Origin of the sequence: Cellulophaga omnivescoria (assembly GCF_027915275.1) — a bacterium.
GTDB classification, from domain to species: Bacteria; Bacteroidota; Bacteroidia; order Flavobacteriales; family Flavobacteriaceae; genus Cellulophaga; species Cellulophaga omnivescoria.
Window position 1 is genome coordinate 667,227 of the sequence record NZ_CP115819.1, and the last position, 25,790, is coordinate 693,016.

The 25,790-nt window shown below is 32.6% G+C and carries 24 protein-coding genes and 1 pseudogene; 12 read left to right on the forward strand and 13 right to left on the reverse strand.

From position 1 onward, the window contains the following. Window positions 1-41: 41 nt before the first annotated feature. The 5 genes from PBN93_RS02940 to PBN93_RS02960 all read left to right on the forward strand — a co-directional run bounded on the left by PBN93_RS02940 (window position 42) and on the right by PBN93_RS02960 (window position 5,056). Window positions 42-251, forward strand: a complete 210-nt coding sequence (locus tag PBN93_RS02940; protein WP_013620169.1) for a hypothetical protein — start codon at window positions 42-44, stop codon at window positions 249-251. Between the two features lie 24 nt (window positions 252-275). Beyond that, on the forward strand, window positions 276-845 hold the full coding sequence (locus PBN93_RS02945) for an RNA polymerase sigma factor (RefSeq protein ID WP_077403688.1): 570 nt from the start codon (window positions 276-278) through the stop codon (window positions 843-845). A gap of 57 nt (window positions 846-902) precedes the next feature. Beyond that, complete coding sequence (gene lipA / locus PBN93_RS02950; protein ID WP_077403685.1) at window positions 903-1,778, forward strand: lipoyl synthase; 876 nt, start codon at window positions 903-905, stop codon at window positions 1,776-1,778. 63 nt (window positions 1,779-1,841) lie between these two features. Beyond that, window positions 1,842-2,852 carry a type I glyceraldehyde-3-phosphate dehydrogenase gene (gene gap / locus PBN93_RS02955; protein WP_271081397.1) on the forward strand — a complete coding sequence of 337 codons (1,011 nt, stop codon included), beginning with the start codon at window positions 1,842-1,844 and terminating at the stop codon, window positions 2,850-2,852. Further along, entirely contained in the window at window positions 2,849-5,056 is a 2,208-nt protein-coding gene (locus PBN93_RS02960; protein WP_077403679.1) for a response regulator, read from the forward strand. The genes gap and PBN93_RS02960 overlap by 4 nt, the downstream gene beginning before the upstream one ends. Here PBN93_RS02960 and lpxK read toward each other — a convergent pair. Continuing rightward, window positions 5,049-6,047, reverse strand: coding sequence for a tetraacyldisaccharide 4'-kinase (gene lpxK / locus PBN93_RS02965; RefSeq protein WP_077403676.1), 999 nt, complete (start codon window positions 6,045-6,047; stop codon window positions 5,049-5,051). The genes PBN93_RS02960 and lpxK overlap by 8 nt on opposite strands. Window positions 6,048-6,097: 50 nt before the next feature. Here lpxK and PBN93_RS02970 point away from each other — a divergent pair, with 50 nt between their 5' ends. Beyond that, window positions 6,098-7,192, forward strand: coding sequence for a Nif3-like dinuclear metal center hexameric protein (locus PBN93_RS02970; protein WP_077403673.1), 1,095 nt, complete (start codon window positions 6,098-6,100; stop codon window positions 7,190-7,192). A 4-nt stretch (window positions 7,193-7,196) separates the two neighbouring features. Further along, the gene (locus PBN93_RS02975; RefSeq protein ID WP_013620176.1) at window positions 7,197-7,976 is read left to right on the forward strand and encodes a zinc ribbon domain-containing protein; all 780 of its coding nucleotides are present in this window, start codon (window positions 7,197-7,199) and stop codon (window positions 7,974-7,976) included. Between the two features lie 50 nt (window positions 7,977-8,026). Here PBN93_RS02975 and PBN93_RS02980 read toward each other — a convergent pair. Together PBN93_RS02980 and PBN93_RS02985 are read right to left on the reverse strand one after the other, a co-directional pair. Then, window positions 8,027-9,369, reverse strand: a pseudogene (locus tag PBN93_RS02980) (FAD-dependent oxidoreductase). Between the two features lie 163 nt (window positions 9,370-9,532). Next, window positions 9,533-10,093 carry a ClpP family protease gene (locus PBN93_RS02985; protein ID WP_271081398.1) on the reverse strand — a complete coding sequence of 187 codons (561 nt, stop codon included), beginning with the start codon at window positions 10,091-10,093 and terminating at the stop codon, window positions 9,533-9,535. Window positions 10,094-10,212: 119 nt separating this feature from the next. Between PBN93_RS02985 and PBN93_RS02990 the strand changes: the two genes are divergently transcribed. Further along, window positions 10,213-10,911 carry a hypothetical protein gene (locus PBN93_RS02990; RefSeq protein ID WP_271081399.1) on the forward strand — a complete coding sequence of 233 codons (699 nt, stop codon included), beginning with the start codon at window positions 10,213-10,215 and terminating at the stop codon, window positions 10,909-10,911. Here PBN93_RS02990 and kynU read toward each other — a convergent pair whose 3' ends face one another. After that, the gene (gene kynU / locus PBN93_RS02995) at window positions 10,912-12,186 is read right to left on the reverse strand and encodes a kynureninase (RefSeq protein ID WP_271081400.1); all 1,275 of its coding nucleotides are present in this window, start codon (window positions 12,184-12,186) and stop codon (window positions 10,912-10,914) included. It lies immediately after the preceding gene. Between the two features lie 60 nt (window positions 12,187-12,246). On the opposite strand from kynU, the gene PBN93_RS03000 reads away from it, so the two are divergent. Continuing rightward, window positions 12,247-12,888: an O-methyltransferase gene (locus tag PBN93_RS03000; RefSeq protein WP_077403659.1), complete on the forward strand. Its 642-nt coding sequence runs from the start codon at window positions 12,247-12,249 to the stop codon at window positions 12,886-12,888. On the opposite strand, the gene PBN93_RS03005 is transcribed toward PBN93_RS03000, so the two are convergent. From PBN93_RS03005 to PBN93_RS03045, 9 genes are all read right to left on the reverse strand, one after another. Further along, complete coding sequence (locus PBN93_RS03005; RefSeq protein ID WP_077403656.1) at window positions 12,866-13,426, reverse strand: phosphatase PAP2 family protein; 561 nt, start codon at window positions 13,424-13,426, stop codon at window positions 12,866-12,868. The genes PBN93_RS03000 and PBN93_RS03005 overlap by 23 nt on opposite strands. A gap of 3 nt (window positions 13,427-13,429) precedes the next feature. Then, the gene (locus PBN93_RS03010; RefSeq protein ID WP_034646275.1) at window positions 13,430-13,711 is read right to left on the reverse strand and encodes a Sec-independent protein translocase subunit TatA/TatB; all 282 of its coding nucleotides are present in this window, start codon (window positions 13,709-13,711) and stop codon (window positions 13,430-13,432) included. Window positions 13,712-13,810: 99 nt separating this feature from the next. Continuing rightward, window positions 13,811-16,120 (reverse strand): M1 family metallopeptidase, encoded by a 2,310-nt coding sequence (locus PBN93_RS03015; protein WP_077403653.1) that lies wholly within the window; start codon window positions 16,118-16,120, stop codon window positions 13,811-13,813. A 59-nt stretch (window positions 16,121-16,179) separates the two neighbouring features. Further along, window positions 16,180-16,680, reverse strand: a complete 501-nt coding sequence (locus PBN93_RS03020) for a DUF6702 family protein (RefSeq protein ID WP_245799620.1) — start codon at window positions 16,678-16,680, stop codon at window positions 16,180-16,182. 83 nt (window positions 16,681-16,763) lie between these two features. Further along, window positions 16,764-17,522 carry a carboxypeptidase-like regulatory domain-containing protein gene (locus tag PBN93_RS03025; protein ID WP_077403646.1) on the reverse strand — a complete coding sequence of 253 codons (759 nt, stop codon included), beginning with the start codon at window positions 17,520-17,522 and terminating at the stop codon, window positions 16,764-16,766. Further along, window positions 17,519-18,259 carry a peptidase associated/transthyretin-like domain-containing protein gene (locus PBN93_RS03030; protein ID WP_077403643.1) on the reverse strand — a complete coding sequence of 247 codons (741 nt, stop codon included), beginning with the start codon at window positions 18,257-18,259 and terminating at the stop codon, window positions 17,519-17,521. The genes PBN93_RS03025 and PBN93_RS03030 overlap by 4 nt, the downstream gene beginning before the upstream one ends. 7 nt (window positions 18,260-18,266) lie before the next feature. Beyond that, window positions 18,267-18,986, reverse strand: coding sequence for a carboxypeptidase-like regulatory domain-containing protein (locus PBN93_RS03035; protein WP_077403641.1), 720 nt, complete (start codon window positions 18,984-18,986; stop codon window positions 18,267-18,269). A 16-nt stretch (window positions 18,987-19,002) separates the two neighbouring features. Continuing rightward, complete coding sequence (locus tag PBN93_RS03040) at window positions 19,003-19,734, reverse strand: carboxypeptidase-like regulatory domain-containing protein (RefSeq protein WP_245799619.1); 732 nt, start codon at window positions 19,732-19,734, stop codon at window positions 19,003-19,005. A 39-nt stretch (window positions 19,735-19,773) separates the two neighbouring features. Next, window positions 19,774-20,511, reverse strand: a complete 738-nt coding sequence (locus PBN93_RS03045; protein WP_077403636.1) for a hypothetical protein — start codon at window positions 20,509-20,511, stop codon at window positions 19,774-19,776. Between the two features lie 149 nt (window positions 20,512-20,660). On the opposite strand from PBN93_RS03045, the gene pepE reads away from it, so the two are divergent. The 3 genes from pepE to PBN93_RS03060 all read left to right on the forward strand — a co-directional run bounded on the left by pepE (window position 20,661) and on the right by PBN93_RS03060 (window position 25,560). After that, window positions 20,661-21,353, forward strand: coding sequence for a dipeptidase PepE (pepE, locus tag PBN93_RS03050; protein WP_077403633.1), 693 nt, complete (start codon window positions 20,661-20,663; stop codon window positions 21,351-21,353). Between the two features lie 129 nt (window positions 21,354-21,482). Continuing rightward, window positions 21,483-24,401 (forward strand): beta strand repeat-containing protein, encoded by a 2,919-nt coding sequence (locus PBN93_RS03055; RefSeq protein ID WP_271081401.1) that lies wholly within the window; start codon window positions 21,483-21,485, stop codon window positions 24,399-24,401. A gap of 1 nt (window position 24,402) precedes the next feature. Continuing rightward, the gene (locus PBN93_RS03060) at window positions 24,403-25,560 is read left to right on the forward strand and encodes a gliding motility-associated C-terminal domain-containing protein (protein WP_271081402.1); all 1,158 of its coding nucleotides are present in this window, start codon (window positions 24,403-24,405) and stop codon (window positions 25,558-25,560) included. The last annotated feature ends 230 nt before the right edge of the window (window positions 25,561-25,790 follow it).

The following is a 25,790-nucleotide window of genomic DNA, read 5'->3' on the forward strand; positions in this document are numbered from 1 at the left end:
ATATAAAAGCTATAATTAGTATCTTTGCCTAAAATTTAATTATGAAACTAGTTTTATTAACCATAGGCCTTTTAAGTCTTGGTTTTGCAGGAATTGCAATTAAAATTTGGGCAAAGAAAGATGGCAAATTTGCAGGGACGTGTGCTAGCCAAAGTCCTTTTTTAAATAAAGACGGACAAGCTTGCGGTATGTGCGGCAAACTACCTGCGGAGCAAGATTGCAAAATGGAGGCATCAACAGAAATACAATAGGCAAATGAAAATTTGCCTTTTTTTATGAAATTATCTGAAGAAGAACTTAACGCAAATTTAACTAAAGCTAAAGCAGGTAACCAAATTGCTTTTAGCAACCTTTTAGACACCTTTTGGAATGATGTTTATGGATTTTTACTTGTAAGAACTGAAAACGAAAACGACGCAGAAGACCTAACAATACAAACTTTCTCTAAAGCTTTTGATAAAATAAATACCTATGATGGTAACTACAAGTTTAAAACTTGGTTAATTACTATTGGTAAAAATTTACACGTAGATTTATTTAGAAAAAGAAAGCGTAGCGTACTTGAAAATATGAATTATGGCAATGACGATGTTATAAAAGTATTAGATGACGCACCTACCATAGAAGACCAATTAATAATAGAACAAAATTTAGCCAATTTACTACAAGACATAAAAAAGCTAAAACCTGCTTACCAAAGAATTATAAATTTACGCTACTTTAATGAACTTAGCTACTCAGATATTGCCACAGAGCTTAATGAACCTATAAATAGTGTAAAAGTAAAATTACTACGCGCAAAAAAACTACTTGCTCAAATTATAACAGCAAAACCAAAATCTTGACCTCTACTCTATTATAACTAACGCTATTTTGTTTGTATATTTGTACAAAATATTTTTATGAGTATTAACACTGTAGATAACGTAAAACCGCCTAAGGGAAAACCAAAATGGTTACGAGTAAAACTACCTACTGGTAAAAAGTACACACAGTTAAGAGGTTTAGTAGACAAATACAGCCTTAACACTATATGTACATCAGGTAGTTGTCCTAATATGGGAGAATGTTGGGGAGAAGGTACAGCTACATTTATGATTCTTGGTAACGTATGTACAAGATCATGTGGTTTTTGCGGTGTAAAAACAGGAAGACCGGAAGATGTAGATTGGGAAGAACCAGAAAAAGTAGCACGTTCTATTAAAATAATGAGTATTAAACATGCTGTTATTACATCTGTAGATAGGGACGATTTAAAAGATATGGGCTCTATTATATGGGCAGAAACCGTTAAGGCCATACGCAGAATGAACCCAGAAACAACTCTAGAAACTCTTATTCCAGATTTTCAAGGAATGGGTACTCACCTAGATCGTATTATAGAAGTTAGTCCAGAAGTAGTTTCTCACAATATGGAAACCGTTAAAAGATTAACAAGGGAAGTACGTATACAAGCTAAATACGAGAGAAGTTTAGATGTTTTACGTTACCTAAAAGATAATGGTGCCAGAAGAACTAAGTCTGGTATTATGCTAGGATTAGGAGAACAAGAAGACGAAGTTATTAAGGTTATGGAAGACCTTAGAGCTGCAAACGTAGATGTTGTAACCATTGGCCAATACCTACAACCTTCTAAAAAGCACCTTCCTGTAAAAGAATTTATTTTACCAGAGCAGTTTAAAAAGTATGAAGAACTAGGACTAGAAATGGGTTTTAGACACGTAGAAAGTGGCGCACTGGTTCGCTCATCATACAAAGCACACAAACATATTAATTAATTTTAGCCTACATACAATTGGCTAAAACTGCTTTTTATTAAGCATTATTTTTTCGTATTTAAAATGAAAAAAATAAACATTGGTATTAACGGTTTCGGCAGAATTGGCCGTACCTTATATAGGTTATTAAACCAATACCCAAATTTAAATGTTGTAGCTATTAATGATTTGGCAGACGCTAAAACATTAGCTCACTTGTTAAAGTATGATAGTGTACACGGTATTTTTAATGAAAATATATCTAATACAGAAAATACTATTGTAGTAAACGGTAACACTATAAATTTAACAAATGCTAGCACGCCTAAAGATATTCCTTGGCACAACAGCAATGTAGACTTGGTAATAGAGTCTTCAGGTAAATTTAAAACCAAAGAGGATTTAAGTTATCATTTAAAAAACGGAGCCAAAAAAGTAATTTTATCTGTTCCACCAACAGATAATGCTATAAAAATGATAGTTTACGGCATAAATCATACAGACATAACTGCAGAAGACCACATTATCTCTAATGCATCATGCACAACAAATAATGCGGCTCCTATGGTAAAGGTTATTAATGACCTTTGTGGTATAGAGCAAGCGTATATTACAACCATACACTCTTACACCACAGACCAGAGCCTGCATGACCAACCTCATAGAGATTTACGTAGAGCAAGAGCTGCAGGGCAATCTATAATACCAACTACAACTGGTGCTGCCAGAGCTTTAACTAAAATATTTCCAGAGTTAGCAGAAGTAATAGGTGGTTGTGGTATTAGAGTACCGGTGCCAAATGGCTCATTAACAGATATTACCTTTAATGTAAAAAAAGAAACCTCAATACAAGAAATAAATAATGCATTTAAGTGCCACGCAGACAACAACTTAAAAAAAATACTGCATTATACCGAAGATCCTATTGTTTCTATTGATGTAAACAATAGTTCTTATTCTTGTACGTTTGATTCTCAGATGACTTCTGTTATTGGTAAAATGGTAAAGGTTATTGGTTGGTATGATAATGAGTCTGGATACAGTAGTAGAATTATTGACCTCATAAATTTGTTGGTTCAAAAAAAATATATTTGAAAAGAATAAAACATAATCTAATTTTTAAAACAGTACTTACTGCTATTTTTAGTTGCTTACTGTTTTCTTGTGCAATTGCTCAAGAATCTCCAACTGCGTTTAAAGATTTAGATTATTACTTTTCTGTTGCCCGAAAAAATAAAAATCAAAACAACATTAAAGCTGCATTAGAGGCCATACAAAAAGCTGCAGATTATGCAGAAAAAAAAGAAGATGAAAAAGGGCTTATAGATTGTTTTCATAAATATGCTTTTCTATATCTAGAACTTGATAATGTACCAAGATCTAAGTTTTATTGGGACAGAACTAGAGTTTTATTAAAAAACATTGCATACCCATACGGCTCTAGTGAAAGCAAATATCTAGAGGCTATTTACTTATACTTAGATAAAAATAATTTTCAGGCAGAAGAAAAATTATCGGAAGCAAAGCAACTAAGTAATGATCGTAATTTACTTAACCGTATGGTTTTAACGCAAGCTAACATCAACTTTCAAAAAACAAACTTTTTAAAAGCATCTAGATTTTATAATGCACTTGTTGTAAATTCTGATATTTACGAAAAAGATTATTTTACAATACAAGGATATTTAGGATTAGCAAAAATTAATTCTTTTGACAACCCTGAAGATTGCATAAAATTTGGTTTAGAAGCATTACCAATCGCCAAAAAGAATGGTTTTATAAATGAAATGCTAGAAATTAACACTCTAGTTGGCAAAGCTTATGAAGATATTAAAGACTACAACACAGCTTTAATTTTTAATAAAAATTTAATTCATTTAAAAGATTCTCTTTACAGTTTAACCACAAGTAAAGCTCATGAAAGAACTGCTAATGATATACATATTGAAGGTTTAGAACAAGACGTAAAAACCTTACTAGAAAAAAATCTAGAACAAGAAGCATCTATAAACAGGTCTGAGAGCACAAATATTGTTGCTTTTGCCATTTTAGCTATCATTTCTTTATTAGCCATTTCTCTATACAGAAACAATCAAATTAAAATTAAAACAAATAACTTATTACAGCAAACAAATAAAGAGTTAGAAATTGCTAAAGATGAAGCGGTTAAAGCTATGGAAGCTAAAACTAATTTTTTATCAACTGTTAGTCATGAGTTACGTACACCATTATATGCAGTTACGGGTTTAACAAATTTACTCCTAGAAGAAAACCCTACAGAAAGCCAAAAAGAACATTTAAAATCATTAAAATTTTCTGGAGACTACCTTTTAAATTTTATAAATGATATACTACAGGTTAACAAAATTGATGCTCAAAAATTAGAAACTTTACAAATTGAGTTTAGCCTAAGAAAAACTATAAAAGATGTTATAGATTCTCTACAGCAAAGTGCAAAATCTAACAACACAAAACTTAATTTAGTTATAGATAAAAAAATATCTAGAGCCCATTTAGGAGACCCAATAAAAATATCACAAATACTAATAAATTTAATTGGTAACGCAATTAAATTTACCAAAAACGGAGAGGTTACCGTTACCATTAATGAGCTTAAAAAAGTTGAAGATATTTGTACTATTTATTTTGAAGTAAAGGATACAGGAATAGGAATATCTAATGAATTACAAGAAAATATTTTTGATAGTTTTGAGCAAGGATCTATACAAATTAATAGAGAATACGGCGGTACAGGTCTTGGATTAACCATTGTAAAAAACCTACTAAGCTTATTTGGAAGCACAATACATTTAGAAAGTACAAAAGGAATTGGATCTATATTTAGTTTTGAAATAGAGCTTGTTTGTAAAGACAAGGGTGTAAATAGTACTGAAGAAGAATATATACCACAAGAATTTATTTTTGAAGGACTTAAACTACTTATTGTAGAAGACAACAAAATAAACCAAGTAATAACTAAAAAAATGCTTTCTAAAAAAGGTATGTCTAGTGATATTGCTAATAACGGTACCGAAGCCATAGAGCTTGCACAGAACAATACTTATGATGCTATTTTAATGGATATTCATATGCCAGGTATAAGTGGTGTAGAGGCTACTATTGAGATAAGAAAGTTTGATAGTGAAATTCCTATAATTGCACTTACTGCAATTTCTTTAGATGATAGTGTAGAGAATTTTTATGCTGCGGGTTGTGATGACATTGTTACAAAACCTTTTAAACCAGACTATTTTTACCAAAAAATTGGGGAAAATATTTTTAATAAAAAAATTACATAATAGTATTTTTTATACTTCTCAATAAAGTTGCTTTGCCGTCTTGCAATAATTTATGTTGCACTTCTATATAACATAAATTACTTAACTTACCTTGTAACCTAACAAAATCCTTTTCTGTAGTTAACACAAAATATTTACTTGCAAAATTTTCTATTTCTGCATCTGTAAAAAAATGATGATCATTGTAAGCAAGGTGCTCAAAATCTACCCCTTGTGAATTTAAAAAATCTACTAAAGGTATTGGATTTGCAATACCAGTTACTAAGGTTATTTTTTTTCCTTTAAAATTATCTAAAGTCAATTGCTTTTTGTTGCCCTTAAGTATAGTCGAATAACTTAAGCTAGCAAACAACAATTGCTGGTGTTTTTTGGGTTGCAATTTTAGCGCTATCTCTTCCTGTTCGTTTATAGTAATAGTATTTGGACATTTTGTTACTATAATAATATTTGCACGTTTGGCCTCAGTTTTAGCATCTCGCAAATTACCTGTTGGCAAATACCAATCATCAGCATACAAACTACCGTATGCAGTGAGTAGTATAGAAAATGTTGGCTTTACCTTTCTATGCTGGTAGGCATCATCTAGCAAAATAAGATCTGGTTTTATATCTTTCTCTAAGGTAGCAATACCATTTCTACGGTCACCATCCACAACCATTGTTGCTACTGGATATTTTTTATATATCTGATAAGGCTCATCACCCAAATCCTCTACGGTAGTTGAAGAATTTGCGACTAACAAACCTTTAGATTTGCGCCCATATCCCCTACTTAAAACAGCTAGTTTGTATTGGTTTTGCAAATTGCGTAATAAAAATTCTATCATAGGTGTTTTTCCGGTACCACCAGCACTTAAATTACCAACACAAATAGTTGGTGTTTTAAACGTTTTAGATGAAAAAAATCCAACGTTAAACAGGTAGTTACGCAAATAAACCACTAAAGCATAGAGTAAGGAAAAAGGAAACGCTAATTTTCTGAGTAGTTGCATAAGAACGAAAGTAAATATTTTATCTTTGAAATTTATAAAAGCAATCAAAAATGACTGTAAAAGATATTACAAACATTATTGAAGATTTTGCGCCGCTAAATTACGCAGAAGATTTTGATAATGTAGGCCTATTAATTGGCAATACCAGTACAAAAGTTACTGGCGTATTGGTTACTTTAGATACCTTAGAAAATGTTGTGGATGAGGCAATTGCTAAAAATTGTAATTTAATAGTAAGTTTTCATCCTATTATTTTTTCAGGTTTAAAAAAAATTACGGGTGCTAATTACGTAGAGCGTGTGGTTTTAAAAGCAATAAAAAATGATATTGCAATTTATAGTATGCACACGGCCTTAGACAATAGTAACAGAGGTGTAAATGCAAAAATTTGTGAAGTACTAGGACTTACCAATACCAAGATATTAATACCACAAAAAGGAACTATAAAAAAGTTAACAACTTACGCTCCTAAAAACGAAGTTAACAAAATAAAAGAAGCGTTATTTATTGCCGGAGCAGGCAATATTGGCAATTATAGCAACTGTAGTTTTACCACCATAGGTATAGGCAGTTTTAAACCCAACCAAAATGCCAACCCAACAATTGGCCAAATTGGCAAAACAGAAACTACTGAAGAGGTTCAAATTAATGTAACTTTTGAGAAAGCTAAACAAAAACAAATTTTACAAGCTTTACTAAAAAACCACTCTTATGAAGAGGTTGCTTATGAAATAACCACTCTAGAAAACACAAACCAAAATATAGGTATGGGAATGGTTGGCGAGCTAGAAAATGCTTTAAATGAAGTAGATTTTCTAAAAGATCTTAAAAATAAGATGAATGTAGCCTGTATTAGACACTCTAATTTATTAAATAAAAAAATAAAAAAGGTAGCTGTATTAGGCGGAAGTGGTTCTTTTGCAATAGCTGCCGCAAAGGCTGTAAATGCTGATATTTTTATTACTGCTGACCTAAAATACCATCAATTTTATGAGGCAGAAAACAAAATATTACTAGCAGATATAGGACACTTTGAAACAGAGCAGTTTACAAAAAATCTTTTAGTAGAGATACTTACAAAAAAAATTCCTAATTTTGCAATCTCTTTATCGGAGAGTATTACAAATCCTATCAAGTATTTTTAAAAATATGGCAAAAAAGAAAGAAGCAACGGTAGAAGAAAAATTGAGAGCATTATATGACTTGCAATTAATTGATTCTAGAGTCGATGAGATAAGAAACGTTAGGGGTGAACTCCCGTTAGAAGTAGAAGATTTGGAAGATGAAGTTTTAGGACTTAAAACTAGATTGGACAAACTAAAAACTGATGTAGAAACAGTTAATTATGAAATAACAGCTAAGAAAAATTTAATTGAGGAATCTAAAGGCTTAATTAAAAAATATGCTGAGCAACAAAAGAATGTAAGAAACAGTCGTGAGTTTAACTCTTTATCTAAAGAAGTTGAGTTTCAAGAATTAGAAATTCAATTGGCTGAAAAAAACATTAAAGAATTTAAGGCGCAAATAGAGCAAAAGAAGCAAGTTATTGCTGATACTAAAGAGCGTTTAGCTGCAAAAGAGTCTCACTTAAAACATAAAAAAGGTGAATTAAGCGAAATTCTAGCGGAAACTGAAAAGGAAGAAAAAGCGTTACTTAAAAAATCTGAAGATTTTCAAAATCAGATTGAAGAGCGTTTGGTAAAGGCGTACACAAGAATTAGAACCAATGTTAAAAATGGTTTAGCTGTTGTACCTATTGAAAGAGGTGCTTCTGGTGGTTCTTTCTTTACAATACCGCCACAGGTACAAGTAGAGATTGCTGCGCGTAAAAAAATTATTACTGATGAGCACAGTGGTAGAATTTTAGTAGACCCTGTATTAGCAGAAGAAGAAAATGAAAGAATGCAAAAAATGTTTTCTAAATTATAGAAATAACATTTTATGATTATAAAAAAGACCGCTAATTAGCGGTCTTTTTTTTATTTAAGCAATTCTATTATTTTATTGGTAACTTCATCACTATCCCATTTTTCTTCTATATTAGGTAGTTGCATAATTTTTTTCATTATAGCTTCTTGTGCATCTCCCAATGCCAAAGCTTCTGCGTAAGGCCTATTACTAAACGTAACTCTAGAATACACAGGCAACCATTTCTCTGGGTGTTCTGCAGCAAATTTTTTCTCAATCTTTTTTTGTAGTAAAAACATTGGATCAGCAGTTTTACTGCTCATTTCTACAAAGTTTCTGTAACTAAGTTCTGCAATTGCATCTGCATTTGGTTTGCGTTCTTTTTCATACTCCTCAAAAGCAAGTGTCCAATTATCTGGATATTTTTAAGCATATTAACAAGTACAAATATATCTTCAAAACCAGCATTCATTCCTTGTCCGTAAAAAGGTACTATTGCGTGGGCAGAGTCGCCAACAAGTGCTGCTTTATCCCAATAGGTCCAAGGAAAACATTTCATTGTTACCATAGCACTTGTTGGGTTTTTAAAAAAATCTCCAATAAGGTTATCTAAATCTGGCATAACATTAGGAAAATGCTCAGAAAAGAAGTTTTTAGCCTCTTCCTTATTGGTTATACTTTCAAAAGATATATCACCCTCAAAAGGCATAAAAAGTGTACAGGTAAAGCTCCCATCTATATTAGGCATTGCAATAAGCATAAATTTACCACGCGGCCATATATGAAAAGAGTGTTTGTCTAGTTTGTGCGTACCATCTTCATTAGGCAAAATAGACAGTTCTTTGTATCCTACTTTTATAAATTCCTGAGAATAATCAAACCTACTACGTCTTTGCATTTTATGTCTCACACGAGAAAAAGCACCATCACAACCAAAAACACAATCAAACTTATACTCTTCCCAAACTCCTTTTTCTGTTTCTCCTGTATAAATTTTTGCTTCAGGCAAATCTACATCCCAAACTTTTTCAGAAAAACGAAACTCTGTCCCTTCGGCTTCTGCCAAATCTATCATTTTTCGGTTTAAAAGTCCTCTAGATGTAGACCAAATAGCTTCATCCTCCTTGCCATATTTCTGGTAATACAAAGGTACATTATGCACATGCATTGCACGTTGATAAAGTGGTATGGCAATTTTTTTTATTTCTTCTTGCAAACCTACTTGCTGTAAGGCATTCCAACCTCTATTGCTCATTGCAAGATTAATAGATCTTCCTGAAAATTCTACCGTACGTATATCTGGCCTTCTGTCAAAAACAGTAACCTTATGTCCTTCTTTTCTTAAATAAATAGCTAATAAAGAACCAACTAATCCGGAGCCAACTATGGCAATGTCTTTTGGAGATTGTGACATATTTTTTGTTATAAAGAGATGATAACGAATGTTAAAATTATGCAAACAAGCATCTAAACAACTTAGCTTGTACGTATATCTAACACATCCGCTTTAAGCGTCTACATATAAAAAAGTCCTTCACAATTATATTTTTATGAAGGACTTTTTACTTTAGTGAACTTTATTCTATAATTCCGTCTACAATTCCGTCTACAATTCCGTAAGCTACAGATTCTTCTGCATTCATCCAGTAATCTCTGTCAAAATCTTTCATAACCTTATCAAAGTCTTGACCACAATTATCTGCTAAGATTTTTGCACTTAACTCTCTTGTTTTAATAATTTCTTTTGCTTGTATTTCTATGTTAGAAGCTTGGCCACCTGCTCCACCGCTAGGTTGGTGAATCATTACCTGTGCGTGTGGCTGAATAAAACGTCTTCCTTTAGCACCAACAGATAATAATATAGATCCCATAGATGCTGCTAAACCAGTACAAACAGTAGAAACAGGACTTTTTAAAGACTTAATTGTGTCATAAATAGCAAAACCAGATGTTACATAACCTCCTGGGCTATTTATAACCAACTGTATTTCTTCATTACCCTGTAAATCTAAATACAATAAACGATCTATAACGTGTTTTGCAGAGTCATCATTAACCATTCCCCACAAAAACACTTTTCTTTCATTCAACAATTTTTCATCAATTGCTTCTTGAACTTTACCTTTTTTTGAACTCATTGCCTAATTTCTTATTTACATCAAAAATAATCAATTTATTTATAAAGTACGTTGCCAGCTTTCATCAATCTAAAAAACATAGTACAAAACATAGTATCTTTGTTAAAAAAATAAATCTTATGCGTAAAATATTCACTTTTATACTAGCCACAACTCTTTTTATTTCTTGTAAGGAAACAAAAAAAGATACTGTTATTACACCTAAAGAAACTTTAGAACCTGTAAAAAAAGAGCTTACGATTTTAGATTCTGTTGCTAATGCACACGGATTTAAAAATTGGAGAAATATTGTACAAATACAGTTTACTTTTAATGTAGACCGTGGAGAAAATCATTTTGATAGAACCTGGAACTGGCGAACAAAAACTAATGACATTTTAGCAATGTCTGCTACTGATACTATTGCTTACAATAGAGCCTCTATGGATTCTATAGCAAAAAAAACTAATGCAGGTTTTATTAATGATAAATTTTGGCTATTGGCCCCTTTTAACCTTGTTTGGGATAAAAACAATATTACATATAGTACAGCTAAAAACACAGAAGCGCCTATTAGTAAAAAACCAATGAAAAAACTAACTATTGTTTATGGCAATGAAGGTGGTTATACACCTGGTGATGCTTATGATTTTTATTTTGAAGAAGATTATTTAATTAAAGAATGGGTGTACAGAAAAGCAAACGCAGCAGAGCCATCTATGAGTACAACTTGGGAAAATTACACAGAACAAAACGGATTAAAAATTGCCTTAGACCATAAGAATGCCGAAGGCAATTTTAAATTATATTTTACAGATGTAAAAAGTATTAGCAAGTAATTATTTACCTTGTAAAATACCTTCTTTTAAAATTTGTCCAAAACGGTACATATCTTCAAAAGAACAATAAAAAGGAGCCGGAGCTAAGCGTATTACGTTTGGCTCTCTCCAATCTGTTATTACTCCGTTTTTCATCAAATAATTAAACAACTCTTTTCCTTGCCCGTGTAACAACACAGACAATTGTGTTCCTCTTTCTTTTGGTGTTATAATCTCAAAAGTAGCTTCATCTACCTCTTTATCTATTTCTTGCAAAACAAACTCTAAATAGCTTACTATTACATCTCTTTTTTTAATTAAAGCTGGCATACCTACTTCTTCAAACATTTCTAAAGATGCTAAATAAGGTGCCATTGCTAAAACAGGTGGGTTACTAACCTGCCAAGAGTCTGCCGTGTGGCTAGACTCAAATTCTGGTTTCATTAAAAATCGCGTTTCTTTTTTAGATCCCCACCAACCTTCTAGCCTAGGAATTGTATCATCTGCCAAATGTTTTTCATTAACATAAATACCAGATGCATTACCCGGACCACTATTTATATATTTGTAACTACACCATGATGCAAAATCTGCATTCCACTTATTTAATTTAAGTTCTATATTACCTGCTGCGTGTGCTAAGTCCCAACCTACAAAAGCACCAACATCTTGCCCTGCTTTTGTTATCGTTTTCATATCAAAAACTTGTCCGTTGTAATAGTTTACACCACCAATTAATACAAGTGCAAGCTCATCTCCTACTTCGTTAATTTTTGCAATTACGTCTTCTGTACGCCAAAAATGTTCTCCTTCTCGTTTTTTAACCTCAACAATTGCATCTGTTGGGTTATAACCGTGAAATTTAACCTGACTAGTTAACATATATTGGTCTGACGGAAATGCTTTTTCTTCACAAATAATTTTAAATCTCTTAGCGTTAGGTCTGTAAAAAGAAGCCATTAAAAAATGAAGATTTACAGTTAATGTATTCATTACACAAACTTCTTTAGTTTTTGCTCCTAACAATGTAGCCATTGGCGCTGCTAAACGCTCATGATAATCCCACCATGATTTTTCTGCATAAAAATGCCCTTCTACTCCAAGTTGTGCCCAATCTTGCATTACATCATCAACAAATTTTTGTGCTGTTTTTGGCTGTAACCCAAGAGAATTTCCTGTAAAATATATAGCATCTTTACCATTAATTTTAGGGAAATAAAATTGATCTCTATATTCTTTTAAAGCGTCATTAGCATCTAATTCTTTGGCAAACTCTAAAGTATTTTTAAACTGCATCTATTTAATTTTTATTCAAAAATAAGAAATCAAAATAACTATTTTTGCAAAAACTTTTTTATGCATTTTTTATCATCATTATTAGAAAACTACATTGCTAACAACTCTGAAAATGAACCTACAATTTTAACAGAGCTTACTAGAGAAACTCATTTAAAAGTTATACAGCCAAGAATGTTAACTGGACATTTCCAGGGACGAGTGCTTAGTATGCTATCTAAAATAATTTCTCCAGAAAATATTTTAGAAATTGGCACTTACACAGGATATTCTGCCATTTGTTTAGCGGAGGGCTTGCGTAAAAATGGAAAATTACACACTATAGATATTAATGAGGAACTAAGCCATATACAACAAAAGTATTTTGAAAAAAGTGGTTTTTCAGGTAAGATTGATGCACACGTTGGCGATGCCTTAGATATTATTCCAACGTTAGACGTTACTTTTGATTTGGTTTTTATTGATGCTGAAAAAAAAAGCTATCCTAAGTATTTTGAAGCTGCACTAGCCAAAACAAGACCTGGTGGTATTATTTTGTCTGACAATGTATTGTGGTCTGGTAAGGTAGTAGAACCACTAAATCCAAAAGATGTAACTACAAAAATATTATTAGATTATAACCAAAGTTTAAAAGCAGACCCTAGAGTAGAGACTGTTTTATTGCCTATTAGAGACGGACTTACGTTAAGTAGGGTTTTGTAACCTTTTTACTTAATTTATAAAGCAAATAAGCAGAAACTGTACCTACTAACGCACCTACAGCAATATCTAAAGGATAATGTACACCAACATATATTCTGCTCATACAAAACAACAAAGGCCATATATAAGCCAAATAAATCCATTTATAGTTGTTTCTTAATACTAAAACTACAATTGTTGTTAGTGAAAATGAAGATGAAGCGTGACCAGAGAAAAAACTAAAGCCATGGGCTTTGGTTACAACACGTATTAAATTGCTTAATGTAGTATCACTACTTGGCCTTAACCTACCTACAAAATCTTTAGTTAAATTGGTGAGCAATAATACAAACAAAAAAACTAAAACAACGGTAACAAAATCTACCAAAGCTTGTTTTTTTGGTCGTTTGTAAAAAATTAAAATAAAGAATAGTAAATAAAGTGGAATCCAGCTATTAATATTGGTTACAAAAGACCAAAAAGAATCATACTCCTCTATACCAAGATTGTTTAAGTAAATAAAGATATCCCTATCCCATTGCAATAGTTTATCTAACATAAATTACTTTCTCTTAATAACACCAGCAATATCTTCTACATCATCTTTTACCTTTGTAACACCATCTTTAATGTCTTTAGTAAAACTTGTATCTATACCTTGCTTTTCTGCGCTTTTAGTAATTTCTTGTTTAATATCTTCGGTAGCATCTTTAAGCTGACGCATACCTTTGCCCAAGCCCTTTGCAATGTCAGGAACTTTATCTGCGCCAAAGACCATCACTACAATAAACATAATGAAGAAAATTTCGCCTCCGCTAATAAATAAGATAAACGTTGAATACATACTACAAATATAATGAGAAGTTTTATTTGCACCATAAAAAAAGTCCCACATCTTGAATAATTAACAAGTGTGGGACTTTCTATTATTTTAGAATGGAAACTATTGCTTCATATTTCCTTTAAATTTATCAAAACCAGACTTAGTTTCTTTAGCTGGCCAAGTATTATTTGTTGTATCTATATCTGCAGTTTCTGCTTTAGGATCTACAACTATACCTACTAGTTCTTTTTGAGAAGAAATTACTTTTTTAATTTCTTTATCACTCATTCTCCAAACTTCTGCTGGGTAAGTAACATTTTCTTTAGAACCATCTGCATAAGTATATTCTACAATTAATGGCATTGGTATACCACCTGGCTTATTAAAAGTAACCTCATAAAAGAATTTTGGCTCTTTAACTGCTGCTCTTTCTGCTGCTGTTAAATTATCCATCATATACTCTTTTAATGTAGAAGAAACTTCTGATGGGTTTTTACCTTTTAAACTAGCATCAAAATCATCACTCTCTAAATCTGCCAAGAAAACCATTGGAGGTAAGTCACTCATTTTTAAGTTTCTTTGCTCCATAATGTCTCTAATTTGTTTTGGCGGCTTATTAGATACTTGGTATTTTTTAACCTCTTTAACTCCCATATCTACATAATCTGTAGTATAGAACCAACCTCTCCAGAAGTAATCTAGATCTACAGCAGACGCATCTTCCATTGTACGGAAGAAATCTTCTGGTGTTGGGTGCTTAAACATCCATCGGTGAGAGTAGGTTTTAAAAGCATGATCAAACAATTCTCTACCCATTACAGTTTCTCTTAAAATATTTAAAGCTGTAGCTGGTTTACCGTAGGCGTTAGCTCCTAATTGGTAAACGTTTTCTGGGTTAGACATAATTGGAGCCATAAAGTTTTGGTCTCCTGCCATATAAGGTACTATTTTAGAAGGCTCTCCTCTTCTAGATGGGTATTTAGCATTTGGTGCAATAGCCTCTGGATATGCTTCTCCAAACTCTTGCTCTGCCATGTACTGCATAAAAGTATCTAAACCTTCATCCATCCAACCCCATTGACGCTCATCTGAGTTTACAATCATTGGGAAGAAGTTGTGACCAACCTCGTGTATAATTACACTAATCATTCCGTACTTAGTTCTGTCTGAGTACTCTCCTTTTTCATTTGGTCTTCCGTAGTTCCAGCAAATCATTGGGTACTCCATACCTTGTTGTTTTGCATGTACAGATATTGCCTTAGGATAAGGATAATCAAAAGTATGGTTAGAGTAAGAACGTAAAGTATGCGCTACTGCTTTAGTAGAGTACTCTTCCCATAATGGGTTACCCTCTTTAGGATATAAAGAAACTGCCATTGCTGTTTTACCACTTGGCAATTTAACATTTTGCATATCCCAAATAAATTTACGAGATGTTGCAAAACCGTAATCTCTAACGTTTTTAGCTACAAACTTCCATGTTTTTTTATCTTTAGAAAAACCTTTTTCGGCAGCTTCCGCTTCTTTTTGCGAAACAATAATTACTGGCTTATCAAAAGACTTTTTAGCCTTTTCATAACGCTTCATCATTTCTTTAGAGAAAACCTCTTTTCTGTTTTGTAACTCTCCTGTAGCATCTAAAACATGATCTGCAGGTACGGTAATATTTACTTCATAATCACCAAAAGGAAGTGCAAATTCTCCACTACCCCAAAATTGGTGGTTTTGCCATCCTTCTACATCATTATAAACAGCCATTCTTGGGAAGAACTGTGCTATAACATATGCTCTGTTTCCGTCTTTTTCAAAAAACTCATAACCAGATCTTGCTCTGCTTACTGTATGGTCTGGTACATTGTACCACCATTTAATAGAAAAAGAAACCTCACTTTTACTTTTTAACGGTGTAGGTAAATCTACACGCATCATAGTTTGGTTAATTGTATATGGTAAATCTTTACCGTTTGCATCCTTTACATGCTGAATTTTAAATCCACCATCAAACTCAGCACCTTTCATATGAGAACCAGCAAATTGACCAACTGGCATAGCTCCTTGTAATGTAGAACTGTTTCTTAAAGCAGATTTATTTCCTTTTTCGCGTACGTTTTGGTCTAACTGTACCCATAAAAATTCTAAATCATCTGGAGAATTGTTTACGTAAGTAATAGTTTCTTCTCCGTATATTTTTGCGTTTTTATCGTCCAACTCAATATCCATTTTGTAGTTGGCTTGTTGTTGGTAATAATCTGGTCCAGGTGCTCCAGAAGCAGATCTGTAGGTGTTTGGAGTAGAAAACTCCTGGTACATTTGTCTAAATTTACTCTGGTTGGTGTGGCCAGCTTGTCTTTCTGTTTGTTCTTGTGCTTGCACCATTACAGTAGCAAACAAAAATAGAACAGCAGCTAAATAGTAGTTAATTTTGTTCATTTTCTATTGTTTTAAGTAGGCGAAAATTAACACTTTTTTAGCGATTTGTTAAAGCAGCTCTAAAACTTTAACATTCCTTTATTATTTGCGCGGGTTAAGACTACACTTTTTTTATTTTTTAAGAATTTAAAATGTATAATATTCTTTTGTTCTTCGTAAATATCTGTAAGTACTGTGCTTTCTACCTCTACTGTTTTTAAATCCTTATTATTAATATTTTGCACCTCTAAATAAAGTATCATATTGTCTGTGTCATACTCCTTACCCAAATATGTAATTTCTACTTCCTTTTCGTTTACGTAAATATGAAACTTTTGTTTTACATATTTTTTAATGTAATCTTCTGCTAAGGGATTCTCGTTTTTAGTTGCCAAGTTAGATTTTATACCATAACGTTGTTTTAAAAGCTCATCAAAATCATCTATAAACACTCTAGACGTAATTTGTAAAGTATGCTCTTTATCAGAATATTTTACACTAGTTACACTCACATAATATTTATGTATGGCAACAAAAGCAAAAAGGGGTAACAACAATAATAAAAATCTTTTTTTAAGCATGATATGTAATTTACAATTACCAAAAGTAAGCAATTGGCGTGCCAAATATATAGTGTAGTTATTTATTTTATAGGGTTATGTTTTTATTTTTTTGATCTAAATTCTACACTCATTTTACGTAAGTAAGCCCAAATTTTTAACTGGTCTTTGGTATTTATTACAACCTGAAAATCGTCTTTAAACTCACAGTACCACATAAACAAGTCTATCTTATCCTTTTCTATCTTTAATTCATTTACAAATAAAGAGTCTGCATAATATCTTTTAACGCGCATAGTTTTCTGGTATCTATTATTACGCTTTACTATTTTTTGTAACCGTTTAGTTTCTCCGTTTAATGCATTTATTAATGATAAGATTGGCCCACCAGACATTGATGAATACAGTGCACGTTCATCTGAAGATAGTATTTTAACATTTTGATTAGGCAGCCCCAATGACCTACCGTCTACCACTGGTTTTAAAGGTAAATTATTTAAATCTGTAGATAAGTCTCCAGACAAATTAAAGGGCTTTACTACAACTTCATTTAAGGTTGTTACAGACTCATCTAAAGGCACTATATAATTGCTAGTTTTTAACATAGTTTCTGTTACAACTACAACTTTATTTGTAAACTGTATTGCAGAAAACTCTAAGGTATCTTTTACACGAACAGTAATAGAAAAGTAACCATTTAAATTGGTTATTGTTCCTTTTTCTGTAGTTCTGTTTAACACATACACACCAACAACTTCTTCTGTTGTACTAGTTACAGTGCCTTTTAAGTCTACCTGTTTTTGCTGTGCCACAGTAGTAAAAGTAATAATAACTAAAATACTGAAAAGTAATAATTTACTCATTGCTTATCATTTAGCACTAAAAAAGTTTTACTTTTCATTTTAAAAAAAGCCTTTATAATTATTTCATTAGTTTGCTTAGAAAAGGCATCAAAATCTTCATCTTGCTCACAATATAACACAAACTCTTGTACTCTATGCTCTGGTATTTTTAGTTCTTTAACAAAAGTAGAATCTAAGTAGTTTTTATATAGAAATTGACCTGCTTTATAGCGTTTGTTACGCAATGCTCTTGCTTTGTACTTAGCTGTATTGCCTAACAAATAGTTTAAAATAGGATCTATACTAAAAACAGTATCACTTGGAGACCAATTTGTTGCTGTATCATAAGCCCTTTCATCAATATCTAAAAGTTTTACATCTGCTCCTGGCAACCCTAATTTTTTAGCTGTAATTAATGTTCTATTATCTAAAACAACCTCATCTAACTCTTCTAAGGTTTCATCTAAATTAATGATGAAGGTATTGTAGTCTAATATTTTTTTTGTGATGATAATTTCTCTGTTTTTAAACTGTACTGCAGAAATAAACAATGTATCATGTAAACTAACTGGCACAGAAAAATCTCCGTTTGGATTGGTAATAGTAGCCTTTTTTTTAGACCTGTTTAACACATACACACCAACAACTTCTTGTTTACTGCTTACTACACGACCTTTTAATGTTTCAACTTTTTTGTTTTGTGCTATGTTTATTTGACTTAGCATAATAAAAAACAATAATAGTTGAAAACGTGTCATATCTACCTTATTTAAATTTTAAAAACAATTCGCTTTTTTGCCTTAAAAAATCCCAAACAACAAGCTCATTTTTATTCTGCGTTATTCCTTTAAATCTTGGGTCGTACTCGCAATACAACATAAACTCCTCTATTCTGCTTGCTGGTATTTTTAAATTTTCAGAAAAAATAGAGTCTACAAACCTAGTCCTAAGCTCTTTACTACGCGCATACAAATCATCTCTTTTAATACGATCTTTTAACATTTTTGTACGTCCGCTTAAAAAGTTTATTAGCGGATCTAGACTTAAGTAATTATCTCCGTTATTAGCCGCAAACAATTCTCTTTTTGTTAATGGTAAAACTTCTACATCTGCATTAGGCAAGCCCAAACTTTTAGCTGTTATTAAAGTTCTATTATCTAAAACAACTTCATTTAGCTCCTCTAAGGTTTCATCTAAGTTTACCAAAAAGGATTTATAATCTAGTATTTTTTGAGTAACAACAATCTTTTTATTTTTAAACTGAACGGCAGAAAACACTATAGTATCTTTTAAACTAACCGGAATAGAAAAATTTCCGGTTTTTGATGTAATTGTTCCCTTATTGGTTGTTTTGTTTAGCACATAAACCCCAACCACATCTTGTGTTTTACTAACAATACGCCCTTTTAATGTTTCTATTTTTGCTTGTGCGCTTGTGTTTTGCGCCGCCACAACTAAAAGCAATAAAGTGCATATGTATTTCATAAAAATATAGGGTAAGTTATTTATTATCTTCTTTAGCTATTTTAAGCTCTTTATCTTCTTTTAAAAAAGTAATGCTTTTACGGGTTAAAAAGTCCCAAATAATAAAACTATTTTTTTCTTTTGCAATAGAGTTAAACTCACTGTCATACTCACAATACAGCATAAACTCTTCTATACGGTTTTCAGGAATATTAAGGTCTTTTACAAAAACAGAATCTGCGTAAGAGTTTCGCATTTGCTGACTTTCTAAATATTTCCTATCTCTTGCCACACGTTTTTTTAGCATTTTAGTGCGTCCGCTAATTGCATTTAGCAACTTATTTACATTTACACTTAATCCTCCAAACATTGGTCCGTGATCTGCATCATGTAACAAACGCTCACTTTGTGGCAAAACCACTGCATCTGCATTTGGCAGGCCTAAACTTTTGGCATTTATAAAGGTTCTGTTATCTAAAACAACTTCATTTAACTCCTCTAAAGTTTCTTCTAGATAAATAAGATTGGTCTTTTTTTCTAAAATCTCTTGGGTAACTATTAATTGTTTCTTTTTAAACTGCACTGCAGAAAAAATTAAAGTATCTTTTTCTTTGGCAGGCATTACAAAATACCCATTAGCATTTGTTATAGTTGCTTGGCCACTAGTAGTATTAATTACATATACACCGTTTACTTCTTGCGTATTACTTACCACTGCACCTTTTACAGACTTGTAATAAACTTGCTGTGCATTTGTAAAAAAACACACACTTAAAAAGCTTAAAAAAAGTATATATCTCCTCAAACTTTATAGCTTTTTATATTCTTTGCTATGGGTAACTAAAAAATCTATAAGCTGAAATTCATTAGACTTTTTAAGCAATGTTTGTGATGGTATTTTATCATCACAATACTGCAAAAAGTTATCTATTTTATCTTGTGGTATTCCTAAATCTTTAACAAAAAAATCATCTTCATAAACCTGTCTTAATACTCTACTGAGCTTAATTTCTGGCACCTTAGCATTAGGATCTTTTTTCTTTTTAGACTTGGTTAATGCTTTAAAAATATTTACAAAATTAATACCGTTTTCCATACCACGTTCTATTTGAGACTGTGCTATGTTAGTAACAGTTGTTGTACGGTCTATTTCGTATTCTACCTCTTTAAATTCTTCGTTTTTAAGCTCTACAAACTTTTCTTGATCTTCAGGACTAACCACAACCTCATCTAACTCTGTAACTTTTTCATTTACATCTACTACTAATCTGTTTTTCTTTAAAATATCTTTAGTAATAAAAACAATTTTTATTTGGTAATTAAAAGATGTAAACACCAATTGGTCACCTATTTTTACATCTATAGCAAAATCTCCATCTTCATCTGTTTCAGTAGCATCTTCTGCAGTTACATTAATAACATCTAAGTTAGGTACATTTATATCTCTATAAATTACGGTTCCGCGTAAAAGTGTTCTATCATTTTCTTGGGCAAATAAAGACACCGTGGTAAGTAATAAAAAAAGTGCTAGTAAATTATTTTTCATAAAGGTTAGTTTTAGGCCCCAGAAAATTGTTTTCTAAGTTTCTTTTAAATATAATGAAAATGCAATTTACATTCAAAAAAAATAGAGTACCATTAAACTTTTGTTAATTTGTATCCTGTTAACTAAAAAAATTGAAAAGCGTATACTGTATGAAAAATCTATTATTAGCAAGCACATCTACCTTATTTGGAGAGAATTACTTGGAGTACCTGTTAGATGATGTTGCTTTATTTTTTAAAGATGTAGATACAATAACATTTATACCTTATGCTAGGCCTGGTGGTATTAGCCATGACAATTACACTGCTATTGCTGCCAAAGCATTTGCAAAAATTGATAAAAAAATAGTTGGCCTACATACTTACACAACTGCACAAGAAGGTATTAACCAAGCACAAGCTTTTTTCTGTGGTGGCGGCAACACTTTTTTACTAGTACAACAATTGTACAACCAAAATGCTATGCTGCACTTACAAGAGCATATTACCAACGGAAAACCTTATATGGGAACAAGCGCCGGCAGCAACATTGCAGGTGTTAGTATGCATACTACTAATGATATGCCTATTGTTTACCCTCCTAGTTTTGAAACTATGCAACTGGTTCCTTTTAACATAAATGCACATTATTTAGATCCGGACCCTAATAGCAAACACAACGGTGAAACTAGAGAAACACGCATAAAAGAGTTTCATACGTATAACACTACGCCTGTGGTTGGACTAAGAGAAGGTAGTTTTTTATTAGTTAACAATAACACTATTAACCTAAAAGGAAATTTTACCGCGCGTATTTTTGAACCACAAAAAGCTGCCTACGAGAGCAAAACAATTCAATTTTAAACTTTAAGTATTACATAGATGTCTTTTATAGGACAAAAAATGTCTTTTAACCACTGTTTTAGGTGGTAACACATCTTTACTATATTTTTGTTTGCAATGCATAATTGCATTTTAAAACACCTCTACTATATGAAAAAATTAATTTTTGGATTATTTTTAAGTACCTGCCTATTTACTAGCATACAAGCACAAGTAAAAATTGGCGAAAATCCTGAAAACCTTCATTTTAACTCGGTTTTAGAGCTAGAGAGCACAAGTAAAGCTTTAGTAATTACTAGAATGTCTACCCTACAAATGAATGCTATTACACCACTTAACGGTGCCGTGATATACAATACAGATACCAGATGTTTGCACTATTACAATGATAGTGAGTGGGTAAATTTATGTGAAGCAGAAAATGCTGGAAATATTAACTTGGTAGATAACGGTGATGATACGTACACCTTTACAAACGCAGCTGGCGACGATATTACATTTGAAACCCCTGCTTTTACAAGCAACCATACAGGCAGTTTTGGAGCTACTTTCTCTAGCGGAATAAAAATAACTGATGATGGAAATACGGTGAACATAGAAGTAGACCAAATACACGGAAACTCTATACTAAACAAAACTATTGATAGATCCAAAATTGCAAATGATGCTATTGGTGTAGATGAGTTAGGAGATACAAGTGTAAATACAAATAATCTTATAGACGAGTCGGTTACACCTGTAAAAATAGAACCAAGTGCAACACCAAACCAAGTTTTAAAGACAAACAGTACTGGCACTAATGTAGAATGGGGAACGTTAGACGCTACTAACATTGCAGGGCAAGATTTAACTACAGACGATGCTTCAATTACTTTTACAGGAACTCCCACTGGTTCTTTATTAGAAACTGTTGGCATTTCTGTTGCTGATGGCGGAATTACCGATGCTAAATTAGCTCCAGACGCAGTTACTACAGCTAAAATAGTAGATGCAAATGTTACTACTGTTAAGATTGTAGACGATGCAATAGATAATACCAAAGTAGCAGATGATGCTGTACAAACTGAAAATATTTTAGATGGTACAATAACAACACTAGATATTGCTGATGATGCTATAACCGCTATAAAAATGAATGCAGATGTTGCCGGTTCTGGATTAACAAAAAATGCAACTACTGGTGCCTTAGATGTAGATGTTGCTGCTTTAACAGGTGATGGTAACATTACCTCTACAGACTTAAATATAACTGGCGGTGCAAATGCAGCTTTAAATGACGTTACTTTAGAGATTAACCCAAGTGCTGTTGGTGCAAACGAACTTGCTGATGGTGCAGTAACAACTACCAAAATAGTAGATGCTAATGTTACTACTGTTAAGATTGCAGATGATGCCATTGAAAATACTAAACTAGCGGATGATGCTGTACAAACTGAAAATATTTTAGATGGTACAATAACAACACTAGATATTGCTGATGATGCTATTACTATAGATAAAATTGGAAGCGCAGGTGCTGTAGATGCTAACAAAATTCTTGGAACCTCCGCTGCTGGAGATCCAGAGTGGCAAAATGCTAGTGAAGTTGCAGCTAGTCTAGGCGAAGATGTAATTTCTAGTAATGGTTCTATTTCTGGTGTTACTGCAAATGCAGCTTTAGCTACAATGGATTTAGAAGTAAATGTAGATAATACAACTATTGAAGTTGACGCTACAAACGGCTTGCAAATTATTGCTGGTTCTATTGACAATACTAAGTTAGCTAATGACGCAGTAACAGGTGATAAAATTTTAGACGCATCTATAGAAAGTAATGATATTGCCGATAAAAATATTACACTAACAAAATTAGCGGATGGTACAGCCGTTGGACAATTAATGCAATGGGATGGCACAAATTGGGTTTTAGTTGATGCTGCTACCTTAACTACTGCAGAAGCAGATGGTATAATTGGTAACGAAGTTACTGGCCCAACAGATGGCACACTTGCTGTTTCTGGTGCAGGAACTGTTGCAGACCCATTAACTCTAGATGTTAGTGCAGGCGGAATTAATACAGCAGAGCTGGCTGACAATGCCGTAACAACAGTAAAAATAGCTGACACAAATATTACTAGAGACAAAATTGCAAACGCAGCAATTGATGACAATAAATTAGACAAAGCAAATATTTCTCTGTCTGGTTTTGCTCTTCCAACGGGCGACTTATCTATGGGATCACAAAAACTAATTAACGTTTTAGACCCTACTGATGCACAAGATGCTGCTACTAAAGTATATGTAGATGATGCAATTGCTACCGCAGGAACAGCTGCAGCAACTGCTTTAGCTGCAAAAGAAGATTTAACTAATAAGTCTGATGCAACTGATTTAGGAGCCACTTCACCCTCATCAACATTATATCCTACACAAAATGCCGTTAAAACCTATGTTGACACTGAAGTTGCTGCATTAGGAAATTTAGCAACAACAGATTTGACTCAAACAGCTTCAACAAGAACTTATAATTTAAATGGAAATGATTTTGCCTTTGTAGGAAGTGGAAATGTGGGTATTGGTACTAGTACACCTTCCAGTAAATTACAAATATCAGGAGAGACTAGGTCTGAAAGCTTTGCTTCTTCTCAAGGTACAGTTGGCCAACCAGCATATAGTTTTTATACAGGAACAGATAGCGATACAGGAATGTACAGACCAGCTGCCGATGAAATTGGTTTTTCTGTTGGAGGCACCCAAGCTCTTAAAATTGAAGAAGACTCAGGTGATACAAACGTTACTGTAAACGGTGCTTTTTCAACACGAATTAAAAGTATTAATACAGGAACAACAGCTGTTCTTGAGGTTGATGAACACACAGTTATTTTATCTGGAACTGTAACGAGTGTTACTTTTCCTGCATCTGCTAGTTTAGGTCAAGTATTAATCCTGAAAAACTTAACTGGTGGGAACATTGCTATTAATGCAACAGGCTCTTACGTTCCTTCTACTAGTCCAACTCCAACAACAACACTACCTGTAGGTGTTACTCAATTGCAATATGACGGTGGAAACTGGCAACAAATAAACTAGTATGAAAAACTTACTTTACATATTTTTATGTTGTAGTTCTGTTGCCGTAGCACAAAATGCTATGTACAACAACGGTAGCATACGCATACACGATACGGGTACTCTTGGGCTGCACACCAACCTAATTAACAATGCTCCTTTTGAGAATAATTTAGGTACACTTGGTTTTTATGGTCAAGTAACAACTAGTGTTACTGGCGCGTTTATTCCTGTTTTTTATGATGTAGAAATGTACAAGCCTTTTAGTGCAACTATTTTAGAGACTTCTATTACTGCTACTAATGCTTTAAATTTAGTAGATGGCGACTTTGTTACCTACCGCAATAACCCATTAGAAAACTTAAAACTTACACAAAATGCTTTTACGGTTGGCGAGTCTAACCTGTCTAAAGTAGATGGGTATATGCTAGTAGAACAAAAACAAAATTTCTTTTTTACCGTTGGCGATTCTGGCTACATTAGACCATTAACATTACAGTCGCAAAGCGAAAATGTATCAGCCAAATGTGCTTATTTTTTTGAGGATCCCAACCTGCCATCAACATTTAGCACAAGTTTTAATACCAATAGTAAAGAAAAAGAAGTTAGAGCTGTGAGCACTACAGAGTTTTGGGATATAGATAGTAGCCTACCATCTACCGTTAGTATCTCGTGGAACCAACGTAGTAATATTGGGAGCCTTGTAGATGAGTATTACCAAGTAGGTATTGCGGGCTGGCACAGAATACAAAGAAGATGGGTTAGTTTAGGTAGTGTAGACCCTATTGGAGATCTAAACCAGGGTGCAGTAACTTCAGAAACCTTTGTTCCAAACGACTACGAAGTTATTACATTAGCTAAAATGGCAATTGCAACAGAGCTATTAGACCTAGATAATTATTATGTTAGCCCAAATGGTGATGGTATAAATGACAATCTTATAATACCTGAGCTAGAAGAATCCCCTAACAATCGTCTTCGTATTTTTGATAGAAACGGACTTAAAGTTTTTGAAAAAGACAATTATACAAATGAGTTTAACGGCTACTCTAACACTAGCAATAACGTATACCAAAGAAATGAAGGCTTACCAAGTGGCATCTATTTTTATTTGGTTTTTCTAGACGATCTTCAATTAGAATACCAAGGCTTTTTATATCTCACAGACACAGGCAATTAAAAAAAATTAAGTTAATAAATCATTATCATTTATAAGAAAAAACAGACCAAGCGGGTCTGTTTTTTTGTTTATAAACACAGCTTACCTTAAGATAATCAACAGGTTACAAAAAACACCAGTCATAAGTAATAGAAAATAGTAAGAAAATAAGTCAAATTAAATACATAAAAACAGCTCTTTTTATTGTATTTTTATGATAACAACTAGCCAAACTCTACTAAAAACCAGGT

What these genes read in the sequence shown, in the direction of transcription:
- PBN93_RS03060 (WP_271081402.1), top strand. Translation starts at nt 24,403, where the DNA reads ATGAAAAACTTACTTTACATATTTTTATGTTGTAGTTCTGTTGCCGTA.
- PBN93_RS03030 (WP_077403643.1), bottom strand. Translation starts at nt 18,259, where the DNA reads ATGACACGTTTTCAACTATTATTGTTTTTTATTATGCTAAGTCAAATA.
- PBN93_RS02985 (WP_271081398.1), bottom strand. Translation starts at nt 10,093, where the DNA reads ATGAGTTCAAAAAAAGGTAAAGTTCAAGAAGCAATTGATGAAAAATTG.
- PBN93_RS02940 (WP_013620169.1), top strand. Translation starts at nt 42, where the DNA reads ATGAAACTAGTTTTATTAACCATAGGCCTTTTAAGTCTTGGTTTTGCA.
- PBN93_RS02945 (WP_077403688.1), top strand. Translation starts at nt 276, where the DNA reads ATGAAATTATCTGAAGAAGAACTTAACGCAAATTTAACTAAAGCTAAA.
- PBN93_RS03045 (WP_077403636.1), bottom strand. Translation starts at nt 20,511, where the DNA reads ATGAAAAATAATTTACTAGCACTTTTTTTATTACTTACCACGGTGTCT.
- PBN93_RS03055 (WP_271081401.1), top strand. Translation starts at nt 21,483, where the DNA reads ATGAAAAAATTAATTTTTGGATTATTTTTAAGTACCTGCCTATTTACT.
- pepE (WP_077403633.1), top strand. Translation starts at nt 20,661, where the DNA reads ATGAAAAATCTATTATTAGCAAGCACATCTACCTTATTTGGAGAGAAT.
- gap (WP_271081397.1), top strand. Translation starts at nt 1,842, where the DNA reads ATGAAAAAAATAAACATTGGTATTAACGGTTTCGGCAGAATTGGCCGT.
- PBN93_RS03035 (WP_077403641.1), bottom strand. Translation starts at nt 18,986, where the DNA reads ATGAAATACATATGCACTTTATTGCTTTTAGTTGTGGCGGCGCAAAAC.
- PBN93_RS03000 (WP_077403659.1), top strand. Translation starts at nt 12,247, where the DNA reads ATGCATTTTTTATCATCATTATTAGAAAACTACATTGCTAACAACTCT.
- PBN93_RS03025 (WP_077403646.1), bottom strand. Translation starts at nt 17,522, where the DNA reads ATGAGTAAATTATTACTTTTCAGTATTTTAGTTATTATTACTTTTACT.
- PBN93_RS02970 (WP_077403673.1), top strand. Translation starts at nt 6,098, where the DNA reads ATGACTGTAAAAGATATTACAAACATTATTGAAGATTTTGCGCCGCTA.
- PBN93_RS03005 (WP_077403656.1), bottom strand. Translation starts at nt 13,426, where the DNA reads ATGTTAGATAAACTATTGCAATGGGATAGGGATATCTTTATTTACTTA.
- PBN93_RS03015 (WP_077403653.1), bottom strand. Translation starts at nt 16,120, where the DNA reads ATGAACAAAATTAACTACTATTTAGCTGCTGTTCTATTTTTGTTTGCT.
- PBN93_RS02975 (WP_013620176.1), top strand. Translation starts at nt 7,197, where the DNA reads ATGGCAAAAAAGAAAGAAGCAACGGTAGAAGAAAAATTGAGAGCATTA.
- lipA (WP_077403685.1), top strand. Translation starts at nt 903, where the DNA reads ATGAGTATTAACACTGTAGATAACGTAAAACCGCCTAAGGGAAAACCA.
- kynU (WP_271081400.1), bottom strand. Translation starts at nt 12,186, where the DNA reads ATGCAGTTTAAAAATACTTTAGAGTTTGCCAAAGAATTAGATGCTAAT.
- lpxK (WP_077403676.1), bottom strand. Translation starts at nt 6,047, where the DNA reads ATGCAACTACTCAGAAAATTAGCGTTTCCTTTTTCCTTACTCTATGCT.
- PBN93_RS03010 (WP_034646275.1), bottom strand. Translation starts at nt 13,711, where the DNA reads ATGTATTCAACGTTTATCTTATTTATTAGCGGAGGCGAAATTTTCTTC.
- PBN93_RS02990 (WP_271081399.1), top strand. Translation starts at nt 10,213, where the DNA reads ATGCGTAAAATATTCACTTTTATACTAGCCACAACTCTTTTTATTTCT.
- PBN93_RS03020 (WP_245799620.1), bottom strand. Translation starts at nt 16,680, where the DNA reads ATGCTTAAAAAAAGATTTTTATTATTGTTGTTACCCCTTTTTGCTTTT.